The following is a 22,073-nucleotide window of genomic DNA, read 5'->3' as shown; positions in this document are numbered from 1 at the left end:
CTTACTGCGCCTGAACCCGCAGCTCGGCTGCGGAACGACTACGGTGACCCAACAACGCCTTCACATCGCTGGACTTTGGCTTGACCAGCGCGAATTTCGGCACCCAGGTCGGCCAGTTGGCCAGAATCTCTTCCGCACGGGAAGAGCCGGTCGCCTGTACGTGCTCGGTGATCAGGCCGCGCAGGTGTTCTTCGTGAATCGCCAGCTGATCGAGTTCCAGCACTTCCACCAGCTCCGGGTTGACGCGTTTACGGAATTCGCCGTCTTCATCCAGCACGTAGGCGAAGCCGCCCGTCATACCGGCGCCGAAGTTGATGCCGGTTTTACCCAGTACGCAGACGATACCGCCGGTCATATATTCACACCCGTTGTCGCCGATGCCTTCCACCACGGTGATGGCGCCGGAGTTACGCACGGCGAAACGCTCGCCGGCGCGGCCCGCGGCGAACAGCTTGCCGCCGGTGGCGCCGTACAGGCAGGTGTTGCCGATAATGCTGGCCTCATGGCTGCGGAAGGCGGAGCCGAGCGGCGGCCGCACCGCGATACTGCCGCCGGCCATGCCTTTACCGACATAGTCGTTGGCATCGCCGGTCAGGGTCAGCTCTACGCCGCCGGCGTTCCAGACGCCGAAGCTCTGGCCGGCAGTGCCGGAGAAGTGCGCCCTGATCGGATCGGCCGCCATGCCCTGATCGCCGTGCACGCTGGCGATCGCCCCGGACAGGCTGGCGCCGACGGAACGGTCGGTGTTACGGATATCGAAGTAGAACGCTTTGCTGCGTTTTTCTTCGATGTAGGGCTGCGCCTGCGCCAGCAGCTCTTTGTTCAGCAATCCGTGGTCGAACGGCGGGTTGCTGCCTTCGGTGCAGTACTGCGCCTTGCCCGGATGCGGCGTGGCGGTCTGCAGCAGCGGCGACAGGTCCAGTTTGTTCTGCTTGGCGGAAATACCGTCCAGTTCGCTGAGGAACTCGGTGCGGCCAATCAGATCCACCAGTTGGCTGACGCCCAGCTGCGCCATAATCTCGCGGGTTTCACGCGCGATGAAATGGAAGTAGTTGGTGACGCGTTCCGGCAGGCCGTGATAGTGATCGCGGCGCAGTTTTTCATCCTGAGTGGCGACGCCGGTCGCGCAGTTGTTCAGGTGGCAAATACGCAGGTATTTGCAGCCCAGCGCGACCATAGGCCCGGTACCGAAGCCGAAGCTTTCCGCGCCGAGAATCGCCGCCTTGACGATATCGACGCCGGTTTTCAGGCCGCCGTCCACCTGCAGGCGGATTTTATGGCGCAGGCCGTTGGCCACCAGCGCCTGTTGCGTTTCCACCAGGCCCAGCTCCCACGGACAGCCGGCATATTTCACTGAGGTCAGCGGGCTGGCGCCGGTGCCGCCGTCGTAGCCGGCGATGGTGATCAGGTCGGCATAGGCTTTGGCGACGCCGGTGGCGATGGTGCCCACACCCGGTTCGGAAACCAGCTTCACCGAGATCACCGCTTTCGGGTTCACCTGTTTCAGGTCGAAAATCAGCTGCGCCAAATCTTCAATGGAATAGATATCGTGATGCGGCGGCGGCGAAATCAGCGTCACTCCCGGCACCGAATAGCGCAGCTTGGCAATGTACGGCGTGACTTTATCACCCGGCAGCTGGCCGCCTTCACCCGGCTTGGCGCCCTGGGCGACTTTAATCTGAATCACATCGGCATTCACCAGGTAGGCCGGCGTAACGCCGAAGCGCCCGGAAGCCACCTGCTTGATGCGCGATACCTTGTTGGTGCCATAACGTGCCGGATCCTCGCCGCCTTCGCCGGAGTTGGAGAAGCCGCCGAGGCCGTTCATGGCTACCGCCAGCGATTCGTGTGCTTCCGGGCTCAGGGCGCCGATAGACATCGCCGCGGTGTCGAAGCGGGTAAACAGCGCTTCGGCCGGCTCCACCTGATCGACCGGGATCGGCTCGCCCTGCGGTTTAATCGCCAGCAGGTCGCGCAGCGTGGCGACCGGGCGTTCGTTAACCAGACTGGCGTAGCGCTGGTAGTCGGTGTAGTCACCGCTGTGCACCGCCTGTTGCAGGCTGTTAACCACGTCCGGATTGTAAGCGTGGTATTCGCCGCCGTGGACGAATTTCAGCAGGCCGCCCTGATCCAGCGGCTTACGCTTCAGCCAGGCGCGTTTGGACAGGTTCTGCAGATCCTGCTGGAAGTCGCTGAAGCTGGCGCCGTTGATGCGGCTGACCACGCCCTGGAAACAGAGGTCGGACAGATCGCGGTGCAGGCCGACGGCCTCGAACAGTTTGGAGCAGCGGTAAGAGGCAATGGTCGAGATGCCCATTTTGGACATGATCTTGTACAGCCCCTTGTTGATGCCGTTACGGTAGTTCAGCATCACATCGCGGTATTTCTTGTCGATGGTCTGGTTGTCCACCAGCTTGGCCAGGGTTTCATAGGCCAGATACGGGTAGATGGCGGTGGCGCCGAAGCCCAGCAGTACGGCGAAGTGGTGCGGATCGCGCGCGCTGGCCGTTTCCACGATGATGTTGGCGTCGCAGCGCAGGTTTTTATCCACCAGACGCGTCTGCACCGCGCCGACCGCCATCGGCGCCGGTAGCGGCAGGCGGTTCGGGGCGATAGCGCGGTCGGACAGAACCAGCAGCACGGCGCCGTCGCGTACTTTCTGTTCCGCTTCGTCGCACAGCGTGCGGATTTTCTGCTCCAGATCCTGTTCACCCGGGTCAAAGGTCAGGTCGAGCGTATCGGTGCGGTAGTATTCGCCTTCCAGCGTGGTGAGCTGTTTGAAGTCGGAATACAGCAGAATCGGCGATTTGAAGCTCAGGCGGTGCGCCTGACCTTCCGCTTCGCTAAAAACGTTCATCTCGCGGCCGATGTTGGTGGCCAGCGACATCACGTGAGCCTCACGCAGCGGATCGATCGGCGGGTTGGTGACCTGCGCGAACTGCTGGCGGAAATAGTCGTAGATAATGCGCGGGCGGCTGGAGAGCACGGCGAACGGCGTATCGTCCCCCATGGAGCCGGTCGCTTCCTGGCCTATCTCCCCCAGAACGCGGATCACCTGATCCAGTTCTTCGCTGCTGTAGCCGAATTGCTTCTGATAGGTCTCCAGCTGTACGTCGTCCAGCTGGCGGCTGCCCACCTGGTCTTCCGGCAGGTCTTCGAACGGCACCAGGCGCTTGACGTTCTTTTCCATCCACTCTTTATACGGATGGCGACTTTTCAGATCGTTATCGGTCTCGGCCGAGTGCAGGATGCGGCCGCTGCGGGTGTCGATGACCATCAGTTCGCCCGGACCGACGCGGCCTTTTTCCACCACTTCGTCCGGCTGATAGTCCCAGATGCCGACTTCGGAGGCGCAGGTGATCAGCTTATCCTTGGTGATGACATAGCGCGCCGGACGCAGGCCATTACGGTCGAGGTTACAGGCAGCGTAGCGGCCGTCGGACATGACGATGCCCGCCGGGCCGTCCCACGGCTCCATATGCATGGAGTTAAAGTCGAAGAAGGCGCGCAGATCGCCGTCCATCTCCGGGTTATTCTGCCAGGCTGGCGGCACCAGCAGGCGCATGGCGCGGATAATATCCATACCGCCTGCCAGCAGCAGCTCCAGCATATTGTCCATGGAGCTGGAATCGGAGCCGGTTTCGTTAATGAACGGCGCGGCGGAGTGCAGATCCGGAATCAGCGGCGTCTGGAATTTATAGGTTCGCGCGCGCGCCCACTGGCGGTTGCCGGTAATGGTGTTGATCTCGCCGTTGTGCGCCAGGTAGCGAAACGGTTGCGCCAGCGGCCAGCGCGGCACGGTATTGGTGGAGAAGCGTTGGTGGAACAGACAAATGGCGGATTCCAGACGCAGATCGGCCAGATCGAGATAAAAACGCGGCAGATCTGCCGGCATGCACAGGCCTTTGTAGATCGTCACCAGATTAGAGAAGCTGCAGACGTAGAAGCTGTCGTCCTGAATGCGTTTTTCAATGCGGCGACGGGCAACGAACAGGCGGCGCTCCAGATCGCGCGGACGCCAGCCGGCCGGAGCGTTGACAAAGACCTGTTCGATGCGCGGCAGCGACGACAGGGCGATCTCGCCCAGCACGTCCGGGTTGGTGGGCACTTCGCGCCAGCCGACGACCGACAGCGTTTCGTTTTGCAGTTCTTCTTCAACAATGCGGCGGCTGGCGCGGGCTTCCTCGTCATTCTGACTGAGGAACATCATGCCGACGGCATAGTTTTTGGCTAAACGCCAGCCGCGCTCTTCCGCAACCATACGGAAAAAGCGATCGGGCTTTTGCAATAACAGGCCACAGCCGTCGCCGGTCTTGCCGTCGGCAAGGATGGCGCCACGGTGTTGCATACGGGCCAGTGCGTGGATCGCGGTACGCACTACCTTGTGGCTAGGTTCGCCTTCTATGTGGGCGATCAGGCCGAAACCACAGTTGTCCCTCTCTTGGGATTTATCGTACAACATATCAGTGAACCTCCCCAGGCTCTGCATGACTCTCACAACCTACTGCGAGGGGGCTTCCCAACATCAGGCGAACGCCGACGGCTTATCCCCCCATGAAAAGCATCATGATGGTGAATAATCCAGTCTGCTTTTGCGCCCTCTGTTAATGGCCTCTCGTGACGGTTATCACAAGTGGTGACTACTTGTTTTAAGAGGGAGTCTTTAAATACTGCATAAATATGACGAGTCGTTTGCCCGTCCAGAAAGCTTCCAGCGGACTTCCAACTTAATCCAGAAAGAATACGCAGGTCAAATATGGGCTTAAACCACGTTTACATTCGGTTAATGTGATTTATCTATATGAAATATTTATATTTTTGTGGGGATTTGCCGGCGTGGAGGCGCACCGTCGCCCCGGAAGAAATGTGAGCTGTCTCACTATAGTGCAAGGTTTGAATCTCTGCACCATGCTAGTGCGGGCGGTAATATCAGAGTATTGTTCTGATGTATAAGAGTATTCCAATGTTTATCACTATTTTTCATCGTCTTGTCATATAGCGATAAATAACTGCTACGGAATTAGAAAAATTCATCGCGGGCTGGGTGATTTTATTTGCGTTTATAATGAATAGTTATGCCAAGGCGAGCCTTTAAGAAAAAGCGTTGATCTCTGTCATCGTGGGAAAAGCCGTTTCTTATTAGCATCGGCGGCTTTGAACACAGAGAACCATCCAGAATATGCAGTTGCCGCAATTAGTCAATATGTTTGGCGCTGACCTCCAGCGCCGCTACGGGGAGAAGATCCATAAACTGACGCTGCACGGCGGCTTCAGCTGCCCGAACCGTGACGGTTCGCTGGGGCGCGGCGGCTGCACATTTTGCAACGTGGCGTCTTTTGCCGATGAGCAGATGCAGCGGCAGAGCATTGCCGAACAGCTGGCGGCGCAGGCGCATAAAACGCAGCGCGCCAGGCGTTATCTGGCGTATTTTCAAGCCTATACCAGCACCTATGGCGAAGTGGAGCGGCTGCAGGCGCTCTACGGCCAGGCGCTGGCGCAGAGTGAGATGGTGGGGCTGTGCGTCGGCACCCGGCCGGACTGCGTGCCCGCTGCGGCGCTCGATCTGCTGGCTGGCTACCGCGAGGCCGGCTATGAAGTCTGGCTGGAGCTGGGGCTGCAGAGCGCGCACGATAAAACGCTGAAACGCATCAACCGGGGTCATGATTTCTGCTGTTATCAGCAAACCGTCAGACTGGCGCGGCAGCGGGGGCTGAAAGTATGCTGTCACCTGATTGTCGGCCTGCCGGGCGAGGCGCCGGCCGACCATCTGGATACGCTGCGGGCGGTGGTCGACAGCGGCGTGGACGGCATCAAACTGCATCCGCTGCATATCGTCAGCGGCAGTATTATGGCCCGCGCCTGGCAGGCCGGCCGGCTGACGACGCTGACGCTGGACGAGTACGCCGCCAGCGCCGGTGAACTGATCCGCCATACGCCGCGCGAGGTGGTGTTCCACCGTATTTCGGCCAGCGCGCGACGCCCGACGCTGCTGGCACCATTATGGTGCGAAAACCGCTGGAGCGGCATGCAGGCGGTCGGCGGCTATCTGCAGCAGCATGGCGGCCAGGGCTCGGCGCTGAGCCCCACCTGCCGTTACCGCCCCTGAGCGCCGTTTTGCCGCCTTTTCCACACTTCCGCCGACGTAATCTCTGTTACGGGACGATTTGCGGTATGATTTAAGCCATATGTCTGTAGGGAGCCGTTCATGAAGCAAATCCGGGTGTTGGCCCAGTACTACGTTGATTTAATGGTGAAGCTGGGGCTGGTGCGCTTTTCGCTGCTGCTGGCTTCGGCACTGGTGGTGCTGGCGATGGTGGTGCAGATGGCCGTGACCATGCTGCTGCGTGGCGAGGTCGAGAGCATCGACGTGGTGCGCTCTATCTTCTTTGGCCTGCTGATCACCCCGTGGGCGGTTTATTTCCTGTCGGTGGTGGTGGAGCAGCTGGAGGAGTCGCGTCAGCGGCTGGCGCGGCTGGTCGACAAACTGGAGGAGATGCGCCACCGTGACCTGAAGCTGAACCAGCAGTTGAAGGACAACATCAGCCAGCTCAACCAGGAAATCGCCGACCGTATCAAGGCGGAAGAGGCGCGTCTGCAGGTGATGGATAAGCTGAAAGAGGAAATGGAACAGCGTGAACTGGCGCAGATAGAGCTGGGCCAGCAGTCCGCGTTGCTGCGTTCATTCCTCGATGCTTCGCCGGATTTGGTGTATTACCGCAATGAAGACAAAGAATTTTCCGGCTGCAACCGGGCGATGGAGCTGCTGACCGGCAAAAGCGAAAAACAGCTGATCGGTCTGACGCCGAATGACGTCTATGAGCAGGATATTGCGGATAAAGTGATTGAAACCGACGAGAAAGTATTCCGTCACAACGTTTCGCTGACCTATGAGCAGTGGCTGGTATACCCGGACGGCCGCAAGGCCTGTTTTGAGCTGCGCAAGGTGCCGTTTTACGATCGGGTGGGCAAGCGCCACGGGCTGATGGGCTTCGGACGCGATATTACCGAGCGTAAGCGCTATCAGGACGCGCTGGAGAACGCCAGCAGGGATAAGACCACCTTTATCTCAACCATCAGCCACGAGCTGCGTACGCCGCTTAACGGCATCGTCGGTCTCAGTCGTATCCTGCTGGATACCGAACTGAACGACGAACAGCTGAACTACCTGAAAACCATCCACGTCAGCGCGATTACCCTCGGCAACATTTTCAACGACATTATCGAGATGGATAAAATCGAGCGGCGCAAGGTGCAGCTGGACAACCAGCCGGTTGATTTCACCGGTTTCCTGGCGGATCTGGAAAACCTCTCCGGCCTGCTGGCGCAGCCGAAGGGGCTGCGCTTCGTGCTGGAGCCGCATGCGCCGCTGCCGCAAAAAATCATTACCGACGGTACGCGCCTGCGTCAGATTCTGTGGAATCTGATCGGTAATGCGGTGAAGTTTACCCAGCAGGGGAACATCACGGTGCGGGTGCGGCGGGAAGGGCAGGAAAAACTGGTGTTCGACGTAGCGGATTCCGGCATGGGCATCCCGCAGGACGAACAGGACAAAATCTTCGCCATGTATTATCAGGTCAAGGACCAGCGCGGCGGGCGGCCGGCAACCGGTACCGGCATTGGTCTGGCGGTGTCCAAACGTCTGGCGCAGAGCATGGGCGGCGACATCACCGTCAGCAGCCAGCCGGGACATGGCTCCTGCTTTACGCTGACCATCAAGGCGCCGGCGCTGGAGGAAGAAGTGACGGAAGCGGAGAGCGAAGAGGCGCTGCCGCTGCCGGCGCTGCATATTTTGCTGGTGGAAGATATTGAGCTGAACGTGATCGTGGCGCGTTCGGTGCTGGAAAAACTGGGCAACAGCGTAGAGGTGGCGATGAACGGCCATGATGCGCTGGCCATGTTCGATCCGGATGAATTCGACCTGGTGCTGCTGGATATCCAACTGCCGGATATGTCCGGACTGGATATCGCCCGTGAGCTGCGCGAACGCTACGCCGGGCAGATGCTGCCGCCGCTGATTGCGCTGACCGCCAACGTCCTGAAAGATAAAAAAGAGTATCTTGAAGCGGGCATGGACGATGTATTGAGCAAACCGCTCTCGGTACCGGCGTTGACCAAAATGATTCAGCACTATTGGGATCATCAACCTACTCATGCCACAAAGAAAACGGAGCACAACGCGATGCAGATTAACGAGTCGTTATTGGATACCGCCATGCTGGAGCAGTATATGGAGCTGGTGGGGCCGCAACTGATTCACCAGAGTCTGGAGATGTTTGAGCAGATGATGCCAGGCTACCTGGCGGTGCTGGATTCCAACATGACGGCGCGCGACCAGAAGGGCATCGCCGAGGAAGGGCATAAAATCAAAGGTGCGGCTGGCTCGGTCGGCCTGCGTCATCTGCAACAGCTGGCGCAGCAGATTCAGACGCCAACGCTGCCGGCGTGGTGGGATAACGTACAGGACTGGGTGGATGAACTGAAGCAGGAGTGGCAGAACGACGTCGCGATGCTGCGCGCTTGGGTGGAGAATGCTGAAAAAAAATGACCCCGACCTAGGCCGGGGTGCGCGAATATTGCGCCAACACCAGGGAAAACGTGAACCTGCGTATTGGTTTTAAGTTTCTGCTTGCGCAGGTTGTAGAAAATTCTGAAACCTCCGAGGAGGATTCCTATACATCATACAGCCAACAACATACCAAATGTAAGCGCTCTTGTTAGAAGATTCATTAAAATGTGTGATGTAGATTAGTGTTTGTCAACTTGGCGCACTAAGTCATTGACAATATTAGCGAGGAGAACGGCGATGAAACAGGTTGGGGTAGTACTCAGCGGCTGTGGGGTTTATGACGGTACAGAGATTCATGAGGCGGTGCTGACGCTGCTGGCTCTGGATCGCGCCGGGGCGCAGGCGGTATGTTTTGCGCCGGATCGTCCCCAACTGCATGTAATTAATCATTTATCTGGGGAAGAGACCGGCGAGCAGCGTAATGTTCTGGCGGAGTCGGCGCGGATAACCAGAGGCCATGTGCAACCGCTTTCTGCCGCGCGCGCCGAGCTGTTGGATGCGTTGATCGTGCCGGGCGGTTTCGGCGCAGCCAAGAATCTGAGCAGCTTTGCGGCGCAGGGCGCCGAGTGCGAGGTGGATGAGGATTTGGCAATATTGACCCGCGAAATGCATAAGGCACATAAACCAATTGGTTTTATGTGTATTGCGCCCGCGCTGTTGCCGAAGCTGCTCGACCAGCAGGTCAGGCTGACCATTGGTAACGATCCCGATCTCGGGGAAGTGATTGATACCATGGGCGGAGAACCGGTGATTTGTCCGGTTGACGATATTGTGGTCGACGGCGAAAACAAAGTGGTGACGACGCCGGCGTATATGCTGGCGCAGTCGATCGGCGAAGCGGCCAGCGGAATTGATAAGCTGGTGTCACGCGTACTGGATCTGACCGAATGAGAAGAAAGGCGGCGCGCAGATCGCTGTTATCTCTTCCCTGGCGCTGGCTGAAGCGCGGGGTACTGACGCTGCTCGGCCTGTGGCTGGCCGGCATTGTGCTGTTTGCGTTCCTGCCGGTGCCGTTTTCCGCCGTGATGCTGGAACGGCAGGCCAGCGCCTGGCTGCGCGGCGATTTTGGCTATGTGGCGCACTCAGACTGGGTGGCGATGAGTGAGATATCGCCCAATATGGCGTTGGCGGTGATGGCCGCCGAGGATCAAAAATTCCCGCAGCACTGGGGGTTTGACGTCGCCGCCATTGAGAAGGCGCTGGACCATAACGAGCGGCGTCCGGCGCGCATCCGCGGCGCATCGACCCTGTCGCAGCAGACGGCGAAAAATCTGTTCCTGTGGGACGGGCGCAGCTGGCTGCGCAAAGGGTTGGAAGCCGGGCTGACCGGCGGCATTGAGCTGGTGTGGAGCAAACGACGCATTCTGACGGTGTACCTCAACATTGTAGAGTTGGGCGACGGCGTGTTTGGCGTTGAAGAGGCGTCACAGCGCTATTTCAATAAGCCGGCCCGGCGTCTCAGCGCGTCCGAAGCGGCGTTGCTGGCGGCGGTATTGCCGAACCCGCACCGTTTCAAGGCCGATGCGCCGTCGGCGTACGTGATACAGCGTCAGCAGTGGATTTTGCGCCAGATGCGACAGCTGGGCGGCGAGAGCTTCCTGCGGGCCAATAAGCTGGATTAAAAAGAGAAAAGACGGGGCGAGGCGGGCGCCTCACCCCGTGGAGCATTACTTCACATAGGTAAAGGCGGTGGTGACGTGTTTGACGCCGCTCACCTGGCTGGCGATCTGCGCCGCCGATTGCCCTTCCTGTTCGGTCACCAGGCCGAGCAGGAACACTTCGCCGTTCTCGGTAGTCACTTTCACGTTAGAGGATTTCACCGTGTCGCTGGTCAGGATCTGCGAGCGAACCTTCGTGGTGATCCAGGTATCCGCTGAGGCGGTGCTCAGGCTGACCGGCGTGCCCTGACGGATTTCGTTATACACCTCGGTGGCGCCTTCCACGCCCATGGCGATCTGTTTGGCGCGGGCGGACAGGTCAGAATTTGGCGCCTGGCCGGTCAGCAGCACTTTGCCCTGATAGGCGGTAGCCACCACGCGGGCGTCTTTCTTCAGTTGCTGGTCTTTACTCATTGCGTTTTCGACCCGCGCTTCCAGCGTGCCGTCGTCAACCTGTGTGCCGATAGTGCGCGGATCGGTCGCGGTTTTAGTCGCCACCGCCGCGCTGCCGACCACCACTGCCGGCACGCAGCCTTGCAGCATCAGAGCGCCTAGCAGCACGGCGTAAACAGTATGAAGCTTCATTCGAACTCCTTAATCAATCGTCCTGGTGGGGAAACAGCGTATTATCAATCAGGTCGCATAGGCAGTTTACCGTCAGCATATGCATTTCCTGAATTCGTGAACTGCGGTGTGACGGAATGCGGATTTCTACGTCCTGCTGACCCAGCAAACCGGCCAGCTCCCCGCCGTCGTACCCTGTCAGCGCCACGATGGTCATATCGCGGGTGACGGCGGCTTCAACGGCCTTCACAATATCACGGCTATTGCCGCGGGTGGAAATAGCCAGCAGCACGTCGCCGGTCTGTCCGAGCGCGCGCACCTGCTTGGCATACACTTCATCATGCAACCGATCGTTGGTGATGGCGGTCAGCACCACATTGTCCGCGTTCAGGGCGATCGCCGGCAGGCTGGGCCGTTCGGTTTCGAAGCGATTAATCATGCTCGCCGCAAAATGCTGGGCATTGGCGGCGGAGGTGCCGTTGCCGCAGCACAGGATCTTATTGCCGTTGAGCAGCGACTGCACCAGCGTCATCGCCGCCCGGGAAATGGCGTCCGGCAGCGCTTCCGCCGCCGCGATCTGGGTCTGAATGCTTTCGGTAAAACAGGTTTTGATTCTTTCTAACACGTTGTCATTATCCAGGCCGGCTGCACCGGCAACGTAGAACTTATCTCATCGGCTATGCCCTGCGGCAGACGCTTAATCCGCATTGAAGGCATTGGGTATCCATTCTAACTGGCTGCCGGTGAAGGCCAAAACGTCAAAACGGCAAGGCGATGTGTCGAAACTGGCGCCTCGCCCCGCCAGCCAGACGGCGGCGGCGCGCAGCAGGCGCTGTTGTTTGCGATAGGTGACGCTGGCGGCGGCATCGCCAAAGGCGGCGTTGCGCCGGTAGCGGACCTCCACGAACACCCAGGTCTGGCCGTCGCGCATAATCAGATCGAGCTCGCCGCCGCGCACCGCCACGTTGGCGGCGACGAAGGTGAGCCCGGCGCGTTCCAGGTAGCGGCGGGCCTGTACTTCATAGCCCGCCCCCTTGGTGCGTTGGCTCAGGAGGCCGGAACGATCTGACCCTGACGATATTGCAGCCAAGGCAGCTTCCTGTTGATCACGCAGTTAGACGATGCGGTCAGCGCGCCGGTGGCACCGGACAGCTGGAACCCCGGCAGCTGACGCATTTCGGAGAAGTGGTTCGCCAGTTGCCAGGCGTCCACGCCCATGGCGTACAGACGCATCAGGGAGTAGTCGTTGCGGAACTTAGCGGCGGCCTGTCGCATCAGCTGCGGGTTGGCGCCGGCCAGCATCGGGATATCGCTGAACTGCAGGCCTTCCATTTCCAGACGGAAGTCCGGGCCGGAACCGGCCTGATAGCTGCGTGAGCTGGCGTACAGCGTCGGCTTGCCGCGACCGCTGATATTCATATCGATCATTGGCTTGATCAGCGTCAGCTGCGAGCGGTTGGCGACGATATAAACCGCGTCGACTCGGCCGCCGGTGGCTGCGGGGATATCGCTCGGCGGCGCCGGGATAGTCAGGCCGGCAACGGTGACCGACTGCTGCGCCGGAGCGCTGGCGGCCACCGGGGTGCCGGACAGGCGGATGCCGGAGCGCACCGACTGACGCAGTTCATTCACGGAGCCGATGTTCTGCTGCAGCACGGTGCCGCCGCCCTGTTTCTGCCACTCTTCGGCAAAGGCTTTGGCGACGCGGCTGCCGAACGAACCGTGCGGAACCAGCAGCAGCGGCTGACGCTTCTGCTGCGTCCAGATATGGCGGGCGGCGTCGCGCGCCTCATCTTCCGGCGACAGGGCGAAGTAGCAGACGTTCGGGCTGTCCTGCGGCGTTTCCGGCTGGTTGAGCGCCAGCACGTTCAGCGAAGTGCTGGTGCTGGCCAACTGATCGACGTTGTTCTTCAGCAGCGGGCCGACCACCAGGGTCGCGCCGTCCTGCTGCGCCTGCGTCAGCAGGGCGGACAGCGGCTGGCTGGAGGTGTCATACACTTTAATCTGCGCGTTGCTCATCTGCGGCTGTGCCGGCGCCGGCGTTGCGGCCGGGGCGCTTGGCTGCGCGGCGCTGATTGGCGCGGCGGCGGCGGCTTCTTCCGCCGGCGCGGAGGTGCTCACCGCGCCGTTGGCGTTAAGATCGCCGGACTGCGCGTCAGGCGCCGTTACCGGCTGCTCTGCGCTGCCGCCGGCCGGCTGCGCTTGCGGCTGTGGCTGCGCTGGAGCCGGGGCGCCGGCGGTGCCGTTCTTCGCCGCTTCAAAGCCTTGCTGGATGGCGTCGGCAAATACCTTCGCCTGGCCGTTCATCGGCAACAGCAGGGCGATGTTGGAGGTGGACGCCTGGGTAAGGTTCAGCGCCTGGTTCAGTTGGGTCGGCAGCGACTTGGCGGCCGGGTTTTGCGGATAGCGGTTCTGCCAGTCCTTGATGCCGGCTTTCAGCATCTCCGGATCCTGACGGTTCTCCTGATAGACGCGCAGCAAATCCAGCCAGCCCTGCAGCACGTTTTCGTCGGCGTTGATCACCAGGCTGTTCATATCCTGCGGCGTCAGGCCCAGCAGAGTCTTCCAGGTCTGGTCCAGGTTATCCTGGTGCGCCTTGTCGTTCAGCAGCGGCTCCTGCGCGATATAGGCGCGGATCAGCGGCAGTGAGGCCTTGCCCTGGTTGGCGGCGATCTGCGCCTGATAGAAGCGTACGCGCTGGTTCGGCGACAGCGTGTTGTTGTCGATGCCGTTCAGCGTGTTGCGTGCGGCGCTGAGGTTTTTGCCCGCGATTTGCAGCTCGGCGCTCAGCAACTGGCGCTCCGTCTGCCGTTCGCCGCTCAGGTTCTGCGGCAGCGCGCTCAGCTGTTGGTTAGCCTGCGGCAGCTTCCCTTCGCGCAACAATGCGCGAATAGCAAGTAATTGCCAGTCAGCCTTGTTATCATCGCTGCTCTGCTGCATTTGCTGCAGATAGTAATCGGAGCTGGCGCTCGCCTCGTCCTGAATATTGGCGGGCGGAGTCTGCGGAGCCTGGCCTGGGCAGCCTGCAAGCAGCAGGGTGGCCACGATAACAGGCATAAAACGCCCTGCTTTGGTACGAACGAATTTTGAGGAAAGCATACTGTATCCAGTGATGTTTTTTTCAAGATGCTCAATATTAAATCGGCAATCCGGATGAAACAATGAATCAACACCAACAATCAGTCATTTCTGCATCAACGCTGTACGTGGTGCCCACCCCGATCGGCAATTTGGGGGATATCACCCAACGCGCGTTAGCGGTGCTGGAAAGCGTTGATCTGATCGCGGCGGAAGACACGCGCCATACCGGATTGCTGCTGCAACACTTCGCGATTAACGCGCGGTTGTTTGCCCTGCACGACCATAATGAACAGCAAAAAGCTGACCAACTGCTGGCGAAGCTGCAGGAAGGTCAAAGTATAGCCCTGGTTTCCGATGCCGGGACGCCGCTGATCAACGATCCCGGCTATCACCTGGTGCGGCGCTGCCGCGAAGCGGGCATCCGCGTGGTGCCGCTGCCGGGCGCCTGCGCCGCCACGACCGCGCTGTGCGCCGCCGGCGTCGCTTCAGACCGTTTCTGTTACGAAGGCTTCCTGCCGGCGAAAACCAAGGGACGTAAGGATACGCTGCTCGCGCTGGCAGAGGAACCTCGCACGCTGATTTTCTATGAATCCACCCACCGCCTGCTGGACAGCCTGCAGGATATGGTGACGGTGTGGGGGCCGGATCGCTACGTGGTGCTGGCGCGTGAACTGACCAAAACCTGGGAGTCGATTTACGGCGCGCCGGTCGGCGAGCTGCTGGCCTGGGTGCAGGAAGACGAGGTGCGCCGGCGCGGTGAGATGGTGCTGATCGTCGAAGGGCATAAGGCGCAGGACGATGCGCTGCCGCCGGAGGCGCTGCGTACGCTGGCGCTGCTGCACAAGGAGCTGCCGCTGAAGAAAGCGGCGGCGCTGGCGGCGGAAATCCACGGCGTGAAGAAGAATGCGTTGTATAAATACGCGCTCGAGCAACAGGAAGGGTGACAAATCGGTCAGGAACCGATTTGAACGCTGCTTGCAGCGGCCCCGAAGGGGCGAGGCCCTGTGATGGGCCGAATATAAGAAGGTTTACACTGTTGTGCCTTGAGGCGTATACTCCGCGCCGGAGTTGACCAGACAGTCGCCGCTTCACTGCCGTCCTCATTGGGGAGACAGGTGGAGGGGAGGAAAGTCCGGGCTCCATAGGGCAGGGTGCCAGGTAACGCCTGGGGGGCGCAAGCCTACGACTAGTGCAACAGAGAGCAAACCGCCGATGGCCCGCGCAAGCGGGATCAGGTAAGGGTGAAAGGGTGCGGTAAGAGCGCACCGCGCGGCTGGCAACAGTTCGTGGCACGGTAAACTCCACCCGGAGCAAGGCCAAATAGGGGTTCACATGGTACGGCCCGTACTGAACCCGGGTAGGCTGCTTGAGCCAGTGAGCGATTGCTGGCCTAGAGGAATGACTGTCCACGACAGAACCCGGCTTACCGGTCAACTCCACTCCTCTTCAAACAAACGGGCTGGCGCATTGCGTCAGCCCGTTTGCTTTTGTCACGCCGCCGGCGCTAGCGGCGCGAGCGCACCACCTGATAGCGGCGGGTGAAGTACTCCACCGGCGCACTCCAGACGTGCACCAGACGGGTGAACGGAAACAGCAGAAAGATGGTCATGCCGAGCACCAGATGGATGCGGAAGATCGGCGCGACGCCGTCCAGATGCGCCGAGGCGCCGCCCTGGAAGGTGACCACCGCCTGCGCCCAGCCCACCAGCTTCAGCATCTCGCTGCCGTCCATATGCTGGGCGGAGAAGGGAATGGTGGACAACCCCAACAGGCACTGAATCAGCAGAATGCTGAGGATCAGAATATCGGCGGTGCTGGAGGTGGCGCGGATGCGCGGATTAAACAGCCGGCGCACCAGCAGCATCATGCCGCCGACCAGCGTCAGTACGCCACACACGCCGCCCAGCACCATCGCCAACTGCTGTTTGACGGCGATCGGCAGGAACCAGGCGTACATCCAGTGCGGCGTCAGCATGCCGAACAGGTGGCCGAAAAAAATCCCCAGAATGCCGATATGAAACAGATTGGAGGCCAGACGCATACCGCGTTTGTCCAGCATCTGGCTGGAGCCGGCGCGCCAGGTGTATTGCCCGTAGTCGTAACGCAGCCAGCTGCCGAGCAAAAAGACCGTACCGCACAGGTAGGGGTAGATATCGTAAAAGAAGACGTTCAGAAACGGGATCATTTCGGGCCTCCTGAACCGACGTCGACATACTGCGGCGCGACGTCCTGGCTAAAGCGCCGCTGGTAACTCTGCTGCGGCGAACTGTCGCAGGCGGCGCTGTTGTCGTCGATAAATTTCACCTGTTCTTCCTCCCACACGGCGTCCATCGCCTGCGGCGTGTCGTCGCGCGTTTCCGCTGCCGCCTGTCGGCTGGCGTTATCGCTGCGCAGCGGGCTGTCGGCCAGGGTCAGCAGCGCGTCAAACAGCGGCTGCCACGCCGCGCCGCGCTGCTTCAGCCGGGCGCCGAGCAGCGCCAGAATCGGCGATACGTTCTGCAACCCTTCCCGCGCCTGCGCGGGGGGCAGAATGCTGAGGTATTCCAGGTAGAGCGGCAGATAGTCCGGCAGTTCCCGGCAGGCCAGCTGCAGACCCTGCTGCTGATACTGCCCCATCAGTTCCACCATCGCCTGGCCGCGGTCGCGGGACTCGGCGTGCACGTGCTCAAACAGCAGCAGCGAGGTGGCGCGCCCGCGGTCGAAAATCTCGCACCATTCCGCCTGCCGGTCCAGCAGCGGGGCGCTAAACAGCGTGCGGGTAAATGGCAGCAGTTCGGGCGCCTGTTGCTCGACCAGCGGCAGCACCTCGTCGGCGCAGGCCCACAGATCGTCGTCCGGGTAGTCGATCAGCAGGCCAATGACTTTCAGGATTTGCATCACTTGCCCTCCGCCTTGTCCTGCACTTCGGTGATGTTGATGGCGTCAATGCGGCTGCTGTTGAACAGGTTGAACTTGGTGTCGGAGCCGTGGCAGCCGTCGCCGAAGGTAAAGCCGCAGCCGTTGCGTTCCGGGAAGGCGTCTTCGGCCATTTCCCGGTGGCTGGTGGGGATCACAAAGCGATCCTCATAGTTGGCGATCGCCAGATAGCGGTACATCTCCTCCACCTGTTCGACGCTGAGGCCGACCTCTTCCAGCGCGCGGGTGTCCGTCACGCCTTCCACGGTTTGCGAGCGTTTGTAGTGGCGCATCGCCATCATGCGCTTCAGCGCACGCAGCACCGGGCCGGTATCGCCGGCGCTGAGCAGGTTGGCCAGATACTGTACCGGGATGCGCAGGCTTTCCACCGCCGGCAAAATATTGCCGTTGTGCGGAAGCGCACCGGCGTCGGCCACTGACTGAATCGGCGACAGCGGCGGCACGTACCACACCATCGGCAGCGTGCGGTATTCCGGGTGCAGCGGCAGCGCCAGTTTCCAGTCCATCGCCATTTTGTATACCGGCGACTTTTGCGCCGCCTCGATGACGTTTTGCGGGATCCCCTGTTTCAGCGCTTCTTCGATCACCGCCGGATCGTGCGGATCGAGAAATACCTCACACTGGCGTTCATACAGATCGGTTTCATGTTCGGTGCTGGCGGCCTCCTCAATACGGTCCGCGTCATACAGCAGCACGCCCAGATAGCGGATGCGGCCGACGCAGGTTTCCGAACAGACGGTCGGCTGGCCGGACTCAATGCGCGGATAGCAGAAGATGCACTTCTCCGATTTGCCGCTTTTCCAGTTAAAGTAGATTTTCTTGTACGGACAGCCGCTGATGCACAGCCGCCAGCCGCGGCACTTATCCTGGTCGATCAGGACGATACCGTCCTCTTCCCGCTTGTAGATCGCGCCGCTCGGGCAGGTGGCGACGCAGCTGGGGTTGAGGCAGTGCTCGCACAGGCGCGGCAGGTACATCATGAAGGTGTTTTCAAACTCGCCGTACATCTCCTTCTGCATTGCTTCAAAGTTTTTATCGCGGGCGCGTTTCTCAAACTCGCCGCCGAGCAGCTCCTCCCAGTTGGGGCCCCACTCGATTTTGTCCATGCGCTGGCCGCTGATCAGGGAACGCGGCCGGGCGGTGGGCTGATGCTTGCTTTCCGGCGCGCTGTGCAGATGTTGATAGTCGTAGGTGAAAGGTTCGTAATAGTCGTCGATGCCGGGCAGGTTAGGGTTGGCGAAGATCTTGGACAGCACGCCGACGCGGCTGCCGAGGCGCGGCTCCAGTTTGCCGTTGATCTTGCGGATCCAGCCGCCTTGCCAGGTGTCCTGATCCTCCCAGTTTTTCGGGTAGCCGATGCCCGGCTTGGTCTCCACGTTGTTGAACCACGCGTACTCCATCCCTTCGCGCCCGGTCCAGACGTTTTTACAGGTGACCGAACAGGTATGGCAGCCGATGCATTTATCGAGGTTGAGCACCATGCCCACTTGCGAACGTATTTTCATTTTTTCGGCTCCTGTACCTGATCGTGACCTTCATCATCCAGCCAGTTAACGTTTTTCATCTTGCGGATCATGATGAATTCGTCGCGGTTCGAGCCGACGGTGCCGTAGTAGTTAAAGCCGTAGGCCAACTGGGCGTAGCCGCCGATCATATGGGTGGGTTTGGGGCAGACGCGGGTGACGGAGTTGTGGATGCCGCCGCGCATGCCGGTTACCTCGGAGCCGGGGATATTCATGATGCGCTCCTGGGCGTGGTACATCATGGTCATGCCGGGCGGCACGCGCTGGCTGACCACCGCGCGGGCGGTCAGTGCGCCGTTGGCGTTGAAGGCCTCGATCCAGTCGTTATCCTCTATGCCCAGCTCGCGGGCGTCGGCTTCGCTCAGCCAGACGATCGGCCCGCCGCGCGACAGCGTCAGCATCAGCAGGTTTTCACTGTAGGTGGAGTGGATGCCCCATTTCTGGTGCGGCGTCAGGAAGTTCAGCGCTTTTTCCGGGAAGCCGTTGGGCGGCACGGCGCGCATTTTGCTGACGCTCCGGGTATCGATCGGCGGACGGTAGGCCACCAGGCTTTCGCCGAAGGCGCGCATCCACGGATGATCCTGATACAGCTGCTGGCGGCCGGACAGCGTGCGCCACGGGATCAGCTCATGGACGTTGGTATAGCCGGCGTTATACGAAACGTGTTCGCTCTCCAGCCCTGACCAGGTCGGGCTGGAGATGATTTTGCGCGGCTGCGCCTGAATATCGCGAAAGCGGATCTTCTCCTCTTCCTTATTGCGCGCCAGGTGGGTGTGGTCGCGGCCGGTAAACTCGCCGAGCGCCTGCCAGGCTTTCACCGCCACCTGGCCGTTGGTTTCCGGCGCCAGCGTCAGGATCACCTCTGAGGCGTCGAGCGCGCTGTCGATCAGCGGTCGCCCCTTGGCCGGCCCGGTAGTTTTGGTGTAATTGAGCTTACCGAGGAACGCCACCTCGTTCTGCGTTTCCCAACTGATGCCCTTGCCACCGTTGCCCAGCTTATCCATCAGCGGGCCGAGGGAGGTAAAGCGCTCATAGGTGGCGGGGTAGTCGCGTTCTACCGCTACGATATTCGGCGCGGTTTTGCCGGGGATCAAATCGCACTCATGGTGGCGCCAGTCCTGGATGTCGAACGGCTGCGCCAGCTCCGCCGGCGAGTCGTGCTGCAGCGGCTGCAGCACCACATCGGTTTCCTGTCCCAGGTGACCGACGCAGGTCTCGGAAAACGCCTTGGCGATGCCCTTATAAATTTCCCAGTCGCTTTTTGATTCCCAGGCGGGGTCGACCGCGGCGGACAGCGGGTGAATAAACGGATGCATATCCGAGGTATTCATATCGTCCTTTTCATACCAGGTGGCGGTCGGCAGCACAATATCGGAGAACAGACAGGTGCTGGACATGCGGAAATCGAGGGTGACCAGCAGATCCAGCTTGCCTTCAATGGCCGCCTGCTGCCACTCGACCTCTTCCGGCTTCACCTCGTCCGTTTCACCCAGCGCCTCGCCCTGAATGCCGCTGTCGGTGCCGAGCAGGTACTTCAGCATATATTCATGGCCCTTGCCGGAGGAGCCCAGCAGGTTGGAGCGCCAGACAAACAGGTTGCGCGGGTGATTGCCGCCGCTGTCCGGTTGTTCACAGGCGAAACGGATATCGCCGGTTTTCAGCGCCTGCACGGTGTAATCGATCGGGGAAATGCCTGCGGCGTCGGCCTGCGCCCTGATGCGCAGCGGGTTCAGGTTGAGCTGCGGGGAGGAGGGCAGCCAGCCCATGCGCTCGGCGCGCACGTTAAAGTCAATCAGGTGGCCGCTGAAGCGGCCGGCATCGGCCAGCGGGGAGAGCAGCTCCTGGGCGGTGAGTTTTTCGTAGCGCCACTGGCTGGCGTGGTTGTAGAAGAAGGAAGTGCTGTTCATCTGCCGCGGCGGGCGGTTCCAGTCCAGCGCGAACGCCAGCGGCAGCCAGCCGGTCTGCGGCCGCAGCTTCTCCTGGCCGACATAGTGCGCCCAGCCGCCGCCGCTTTGTCCCACACAGCCGCAGAACACCAGCATATTGATCATGCCGCGGTAGTTCATGTCCATGTGGTACCAGTGATTGACCCCGGCGCCGAGAATAATCATCGAGCGGCCGTGGGTTTTATGCGCGTTATCGGCGAACTCCCGGGCGATACGCTCAATATGCTGCTGCGGCACGCCGGTGATCTGCTCGGCCCAGGCCGGGGTATAGGCTTTGATCTCTGAGAAATCCTGCGCGCAGTGGGGGTCGTCCAGTCCGCGGTCCAGGCCGTAGTTGGCCAGCAGCAGATCGTACACGCAGGCGACCCGCGCTTCGCCGCCATCGGCCAGCGTCAGGCGTTTGACCGGCAGCTGATGCACCAGCACCGGCGTCTGCGGCACGCTGCGAAAGTGCGGGTTCTCATTGCCGCCGAAGTAAGGGAAGGCGACGCCGGCCACCTCATCGTGCTCGCCCAGCAGGGAAAGCCGCAGCTCCGTTTCTGCGCCGGCCGCCAGCGGTTCCAGGTTCCATTTGCCTTTTTCGCCCCAGCGGAAACCGATGGAACCATTGGGCGCCACCGGTTCGCCCGTCTGGCTGAACGCCACCGTTTTCCATTCCGGGTTGTTGCTTTCCCCCAGGTTGCCGACCAGATCGGCGGCGCGCAGCATGCGGCCCGGCACGTAGCTGCCGTCTTCGCGCGCTTCCAGTATCACCAGCATCGGCATATCGGTGTAGCGCCGGCAGTAGTTGAGGAAATAGTCGCTGGGGTTATCCAGGTGGAAGGCTTTTAAAATCACGTGTCCCATCGCCATGGCGAGCGCGCTGTCGGTGCCCTGCTTGGGCGACAGCCACTGGTCGCACAGCTTCGCCACCTCGGAGTAGTCGGGCGTGATGGCAATGGTTTTGGCGCCTTTGTAACGCACTTCGGTAAAGAAGTGCGCGTCCGGCGTGCGGGTCTGCGGTACGTTCGAGCCCCAGGCGATCAGGTAGCTGGAATTGTACCAGTCGGCGGATTCCGGCACGTCGGTCTGTTCGCCCCAGGTCATCGGCGAGGCCGGCGGCAGGTCGCAGTACCAGTCGTAAAAACTCAGGCAGGTGCCGCCGATCAGCGACAGATAGCGGGTGCCGGCGGCGTAGGAGACCATCGACATCGCCGGGATCGGCGAGAAGCCGGCCACGCGATCCGGGCCGTAGTGTTTGATGGTCCAGACGTTGGCCGCGGCAATCAGCTGATTCAGCTCGCGCCAGTTGGAACGTACAAAACCGCCGTGGCCGCGTACCTGTTTGTAGCCGGCGGTTTTTTGCGGATCGCTCTGGATGGCGTCCCAGGCGGCGACCGGATCGCCGTGCTGCTGCAGGGCTTCACGCCACAGTTCAATCAGGCGCTTGCGCACCAGCGGATACTTCAGGCGGTTAGCGCTGTAGAGATACCAGGAGTAACTGGCGCCGCGCGGGCAGCCGCGTGGTTCGTGGTTGGGCATATCGGGGCGGGTGCGCGGGTAATCGGTCTGCTGGGTTTCCCAGGTAACCAGGCCGTTTTTGACATAGATCTTCCAGCTGCAGGAGCCGGTGCAGTTGACCCCGTGGGTAGAGCGGACGATTTTATCGAATTGCCAGCGCTGCCGGTAACTGTCTTCCCAGTCGCGGTTGCTGTCCATCACCTGGCCGTGGCCGTCCGCAAACGTGTCGCCTTTTTGCTTAAAGTAGCGAAAGCGATCGAGTAGCTTACTCATGACATTTCTCCTGACAGGGCTGCTCACACCCTGTGGTTACACTGCT

The 22,073-nt window shown here is 60.7% G+C and carries 14 protein-coding genes and 1 other RNA gene; 6 read left to right on the top strand and 9 right to left on the bottom strand.

The features are described 5' to 3' along the window. Position 1: 1 nt before the first annotated feature. Positions 2 to 4,462: a glutamate synthase large subunit gene (gltB, locus tag CLM71_RS21070; RefSeq protein WP_105232742.1), complete on the bottom strand. Its 4,461-nt coding sequence runs from the start codon at positions 4,460 to 4,462 to the stop codon at positions 2 to 4. A 717-nt stretch (positions 4,463 to 5,179) separates the two neighbouring features. On the opposite strand from gltB, the gene CLM71_RS21065 reads away from it, so the two are divergent. The 4 genes from CLM71_RS21065 (at position 5,180) to mtgA (ending at position 10,188) form a co-directional block, all read left to right on the top strand. Beyond that, a complete protein-coding gene (locus tag CLM71_RS21065; RefSeq protein WP_105232741.1) occupies positions 5,180 to 6,106 on the top strand; it encodes a TIGR01212 family radical SAM protein in 927 nt (308 codons plus the stop codon). Positions 6,107 to 6,205: 99 nt separating this feature from the next. After that, a complete protein-coding gene (arcB, locus tag CLM71_RS21060) occupies positions 6,206 to 8,545 on the top strand; it encodes an aerobic respiration two-component sensor histidine kinase ArcB (protein WP_105232740.1) in 2,340 nt (779 codons plus the stop codon). 258 nt (positions 8,546 to 8,803) lie between these two features. Further along, positions 8,804 to 9,457 (top strand): isoprenoid biosynthesis glyoxalase ElbB, encoded by a 654-nt coding sequence (gene elbB / locus CLM71_RS21050; protein ID WP_105232739.1) that lies wholly within the window; start codon positions 8,804 to 8,806, stop codon positions 9,455 to 9,457. Beyond that, positions 9,454 to 10,188 (top strand): monofunctional biosynthetic peptidoglycan transglycosylase, encoded by a 735-nt coding sequence (mtgA, locus tag CLM71_RS21045; RefSeq protein ID WP_105232738.1) that lies wholly within the window; start codon positions 9,454 to 9,456, stop codon positions 10,186 to 10,188. The genes elbB and mtgA overlap by 4 nt, the downstream gene beginning before the upstream one ends. A gap of 45 nt (positions 10,189 to 10,233) precedes the next feature. On the opposite strand, the gene dolP is transcribed toward mtgA, so the two are convergent. From dolP to CLM71_RS21025, 4 genes are all read right to left on the bottom strand, one after another. Then, on the bottom strand, positions 10,234 to 10,809 hold the full coding sequence (gene dolP, locus CLM71_RS21040; RefSeq protein ID WP_105232737.1) for a division/outer membrane stress-associated lipid-binding lipoprotein: 576 nt from the start codon (positions 10,807 to 10,809) through the stop codon (positions 10,234 to 10,236). Positions 10,810 to 10,822: 13 nt separating this feature from the next. Beyond that, entirely contained in the window at positions 10,823 to 11,413 is a 591-nt protein-coding gene (diaA, locus tag CLM71_RS21035; protein ID WP_015961975.1) for a DnaA initiator-associating protein DiaA, read from the bottom strand. 72 nt (positions 11,414 to 11,485) lie between these two features. Further along, complete coding sequence (locus CLM71_RS21030; protein ID WP_197952332.1) at positions 11,486 to 11,839, bottom strand: YraN family protein; 354 nt, start codon at positions 11,837 to 11,839, stop codon at positions 11,486 to 11,488. After that, on the bottom strand, positions 11,836 to 13,887 hold the full coding sequence (locus CLM71_RS21025; protein WP_105232735.1) for a penicillin-binding protein activator: 2,052 nt from the start codon (positions 13,885 to 13,887) through the stop codon (positions 11,836 to 11,838). Before CLM71_RS21025 ends, CLM71_RS21030 begins: the two co-directional genes overlap by 4 nt. A 62-nt stretch (positions 13,888 to 13,949) precedes the next feature. On the opposite strand from CLM71_RS21025, the gene rsmI reads away from it, so the two are divergent. Further along, the gene (gene rsmI / locus CLM71_RS21020) at positions 13,950 to 14,813 is read left to right on the top strand and encodes a 16S rRNA (cytidine(1402)-2'-O)-methyltransferase (RefSeq protein WP_105232734.1); all 864 of its coding nucleotides are present in this window, start codon (positions 13,950 to 13,952) and stop codon (positions 14,811 to 14,813) included. A gap of 120 nt (positions 14,814 to 14,933) precedes the next feature. After that, positions 14,934 to 15,311, top strand: an RNA gene (gene rnpB / locus CLM71_RS21015) — RNase P RNA component class A. Between the two features lie 62 nt (positions 15,312 to 15,373). Here rnpB and narI read toward each other — a convergent pair. Genes narI through CLM71_RS20995 form a run of 4 tightly spaced genes read right to left on the bottom strand, consistent with a single transcriptional unit; the run spans position 15,374 to position 22,027 of the window. After that, complete coding sequence (narI, locus tag CLM71_RS21010; protein ID WP_105232733.1) at positions 15,374 to 16,054, bottom strand: respiratory nitrate reductase subunit gamma; 681 nt, start codon at positions 16,052 to 16,054, stop codon at positions 15,374 to 15,376. Next, the gene (gene narW / locus CLM71_RS21005; protein ID WP_105232732.1) at positions 16,051 to 16,746 is read right to left on the bottom strand and encodes a nitrate reductase molybdenum cofactor assembly chaperone; all 696 of its coding nucleotides are present in this window, start codon (positions 16,744 to 16,746) and stop codon (positions 16,051 to 16,053) included. Before narW ends, narI begins: the two co-directional genes overlap by 4 nt. Beyond that, complete coding sequence (gene narH, locus CLM71_RS21000) at positions 16,746 to 18,290, bottom strand: nitrate reductase subunit beta (protein ID WP_105232731.1); 1,545 nt, start codon at positions 18,288 to 18,290, stop codon at positions 16,746 to 16,748. Before narH ends, narW begins: the two co-directional genes overlap by 1 nt. Continuing rightward, complete coding sequence (locus CLM71_RS20995; RefSeq protein ID WP_105232730.1) at positions 18,287 to 22,027, bottom strand: nitrate reductase subunit alpha; 3,741 nt, start codon at positions 22,025 to 22,027, stop codon at positions 18,287 to 18,289. Before CLM71_RS20995 ends, narH begins: the two co-directional genes overlap by 4 nt. Between the last annotated feature and the right edge of the window lie 46 nt (positions 22,028 to 22,073).

The organism is Serratia sp. MYb239, assembly GCF_002966855.1.
In the GTDB taxonomy this organism is placed as follows: domain Bacteria; phylum Pseudomonadota; class Gammaproteobacteria; order Enterobacterales; family Enterobacteriaceae; genus Serratia_B; species Serratia_B rhizosphaerae.
Note: the sequence above shows the minus strand (reverse complement) of the source record. Positions and strands in the feature narration are given on the sequence as shown.

Coding starts and splice junctions, on each gene's coding strand:
- CLM71_RS20995 (WP_105232730.1), bottom strand. CDS start 22,027: ATGAGTAAGCTACTCGATCGCTTTCGCTACTTTAAGCAAAAAGGCGAC.
- rsmI (WP_105232734.1), top strand. CDS start 13,950: ATGAATCAACACCAACAATCAGTCATTTCTGCATCAACGCTGTACGTG.
- arcB (WP_105232740.1), top strand. CDS start 6,206: ATGAAGCAAATCCGGGTGTTGGCCCAGTACTACGTTGATTTAATGGTG.
- dolP (WP_105232737.1), bottom strand. CDS start 10,809: ATGAAGCTTCATACTGTTTACGCCGTGCTGCTAGGCGCTCTGATGCTG.
- mtgA (WP_105232738.1), top strand. CDS start 9,454: ATGAGAAGAAAGGCGGCGCGCAGATCGCTGTTATCTCTTCCCTGGCGC.
- narH (WP_105232731.1), bottom strand. CDS start 18,290: ATGAAAATACGTTCGCAAGTGGGCATGGTGCTCAACCTCGATAAATGC.
- narW (WP_105232732.1), bottom strand. CDS start 16,746: ATGCAAATCCTGAAAGTCATTGGCCTGCTGATCGACTACCCGGACGAC.
- CLM71_RS21065 (WP_105232741.1), top strand. CDS start 5,180: ATGCAGTTGCCGCAATTAGTCAATATGTTTGGCGCTGACCTCCAGCGC.
- elbB (WP_105232739.1), top strand. CDS start 8,804: ATGAAACAGGTTGGGGTAGTACTCAGCGGCTGTGGGGTTTATGACGGT.
- CLM71_RS21025 (WP_105232735.1), bottom strand. CDS start 13,887: ATGCTTTCCTCAAAATTCGTTCGTACCAAAGCAGGGCGTTTTATGCCT.
- gltB (WP_105232742.1), bottom strand. CDS start 4,462: ATGTTGTACGATAAATCCCAAGAGAGGGACAACTGTGGTTTCGGCCTG.
- narI (WP_105232733.1), bottom strand. CDS start 16,054: ATGATCCCGTTTCTGAACGTCTTCTTTTACGATATCTACCCCTACCTG.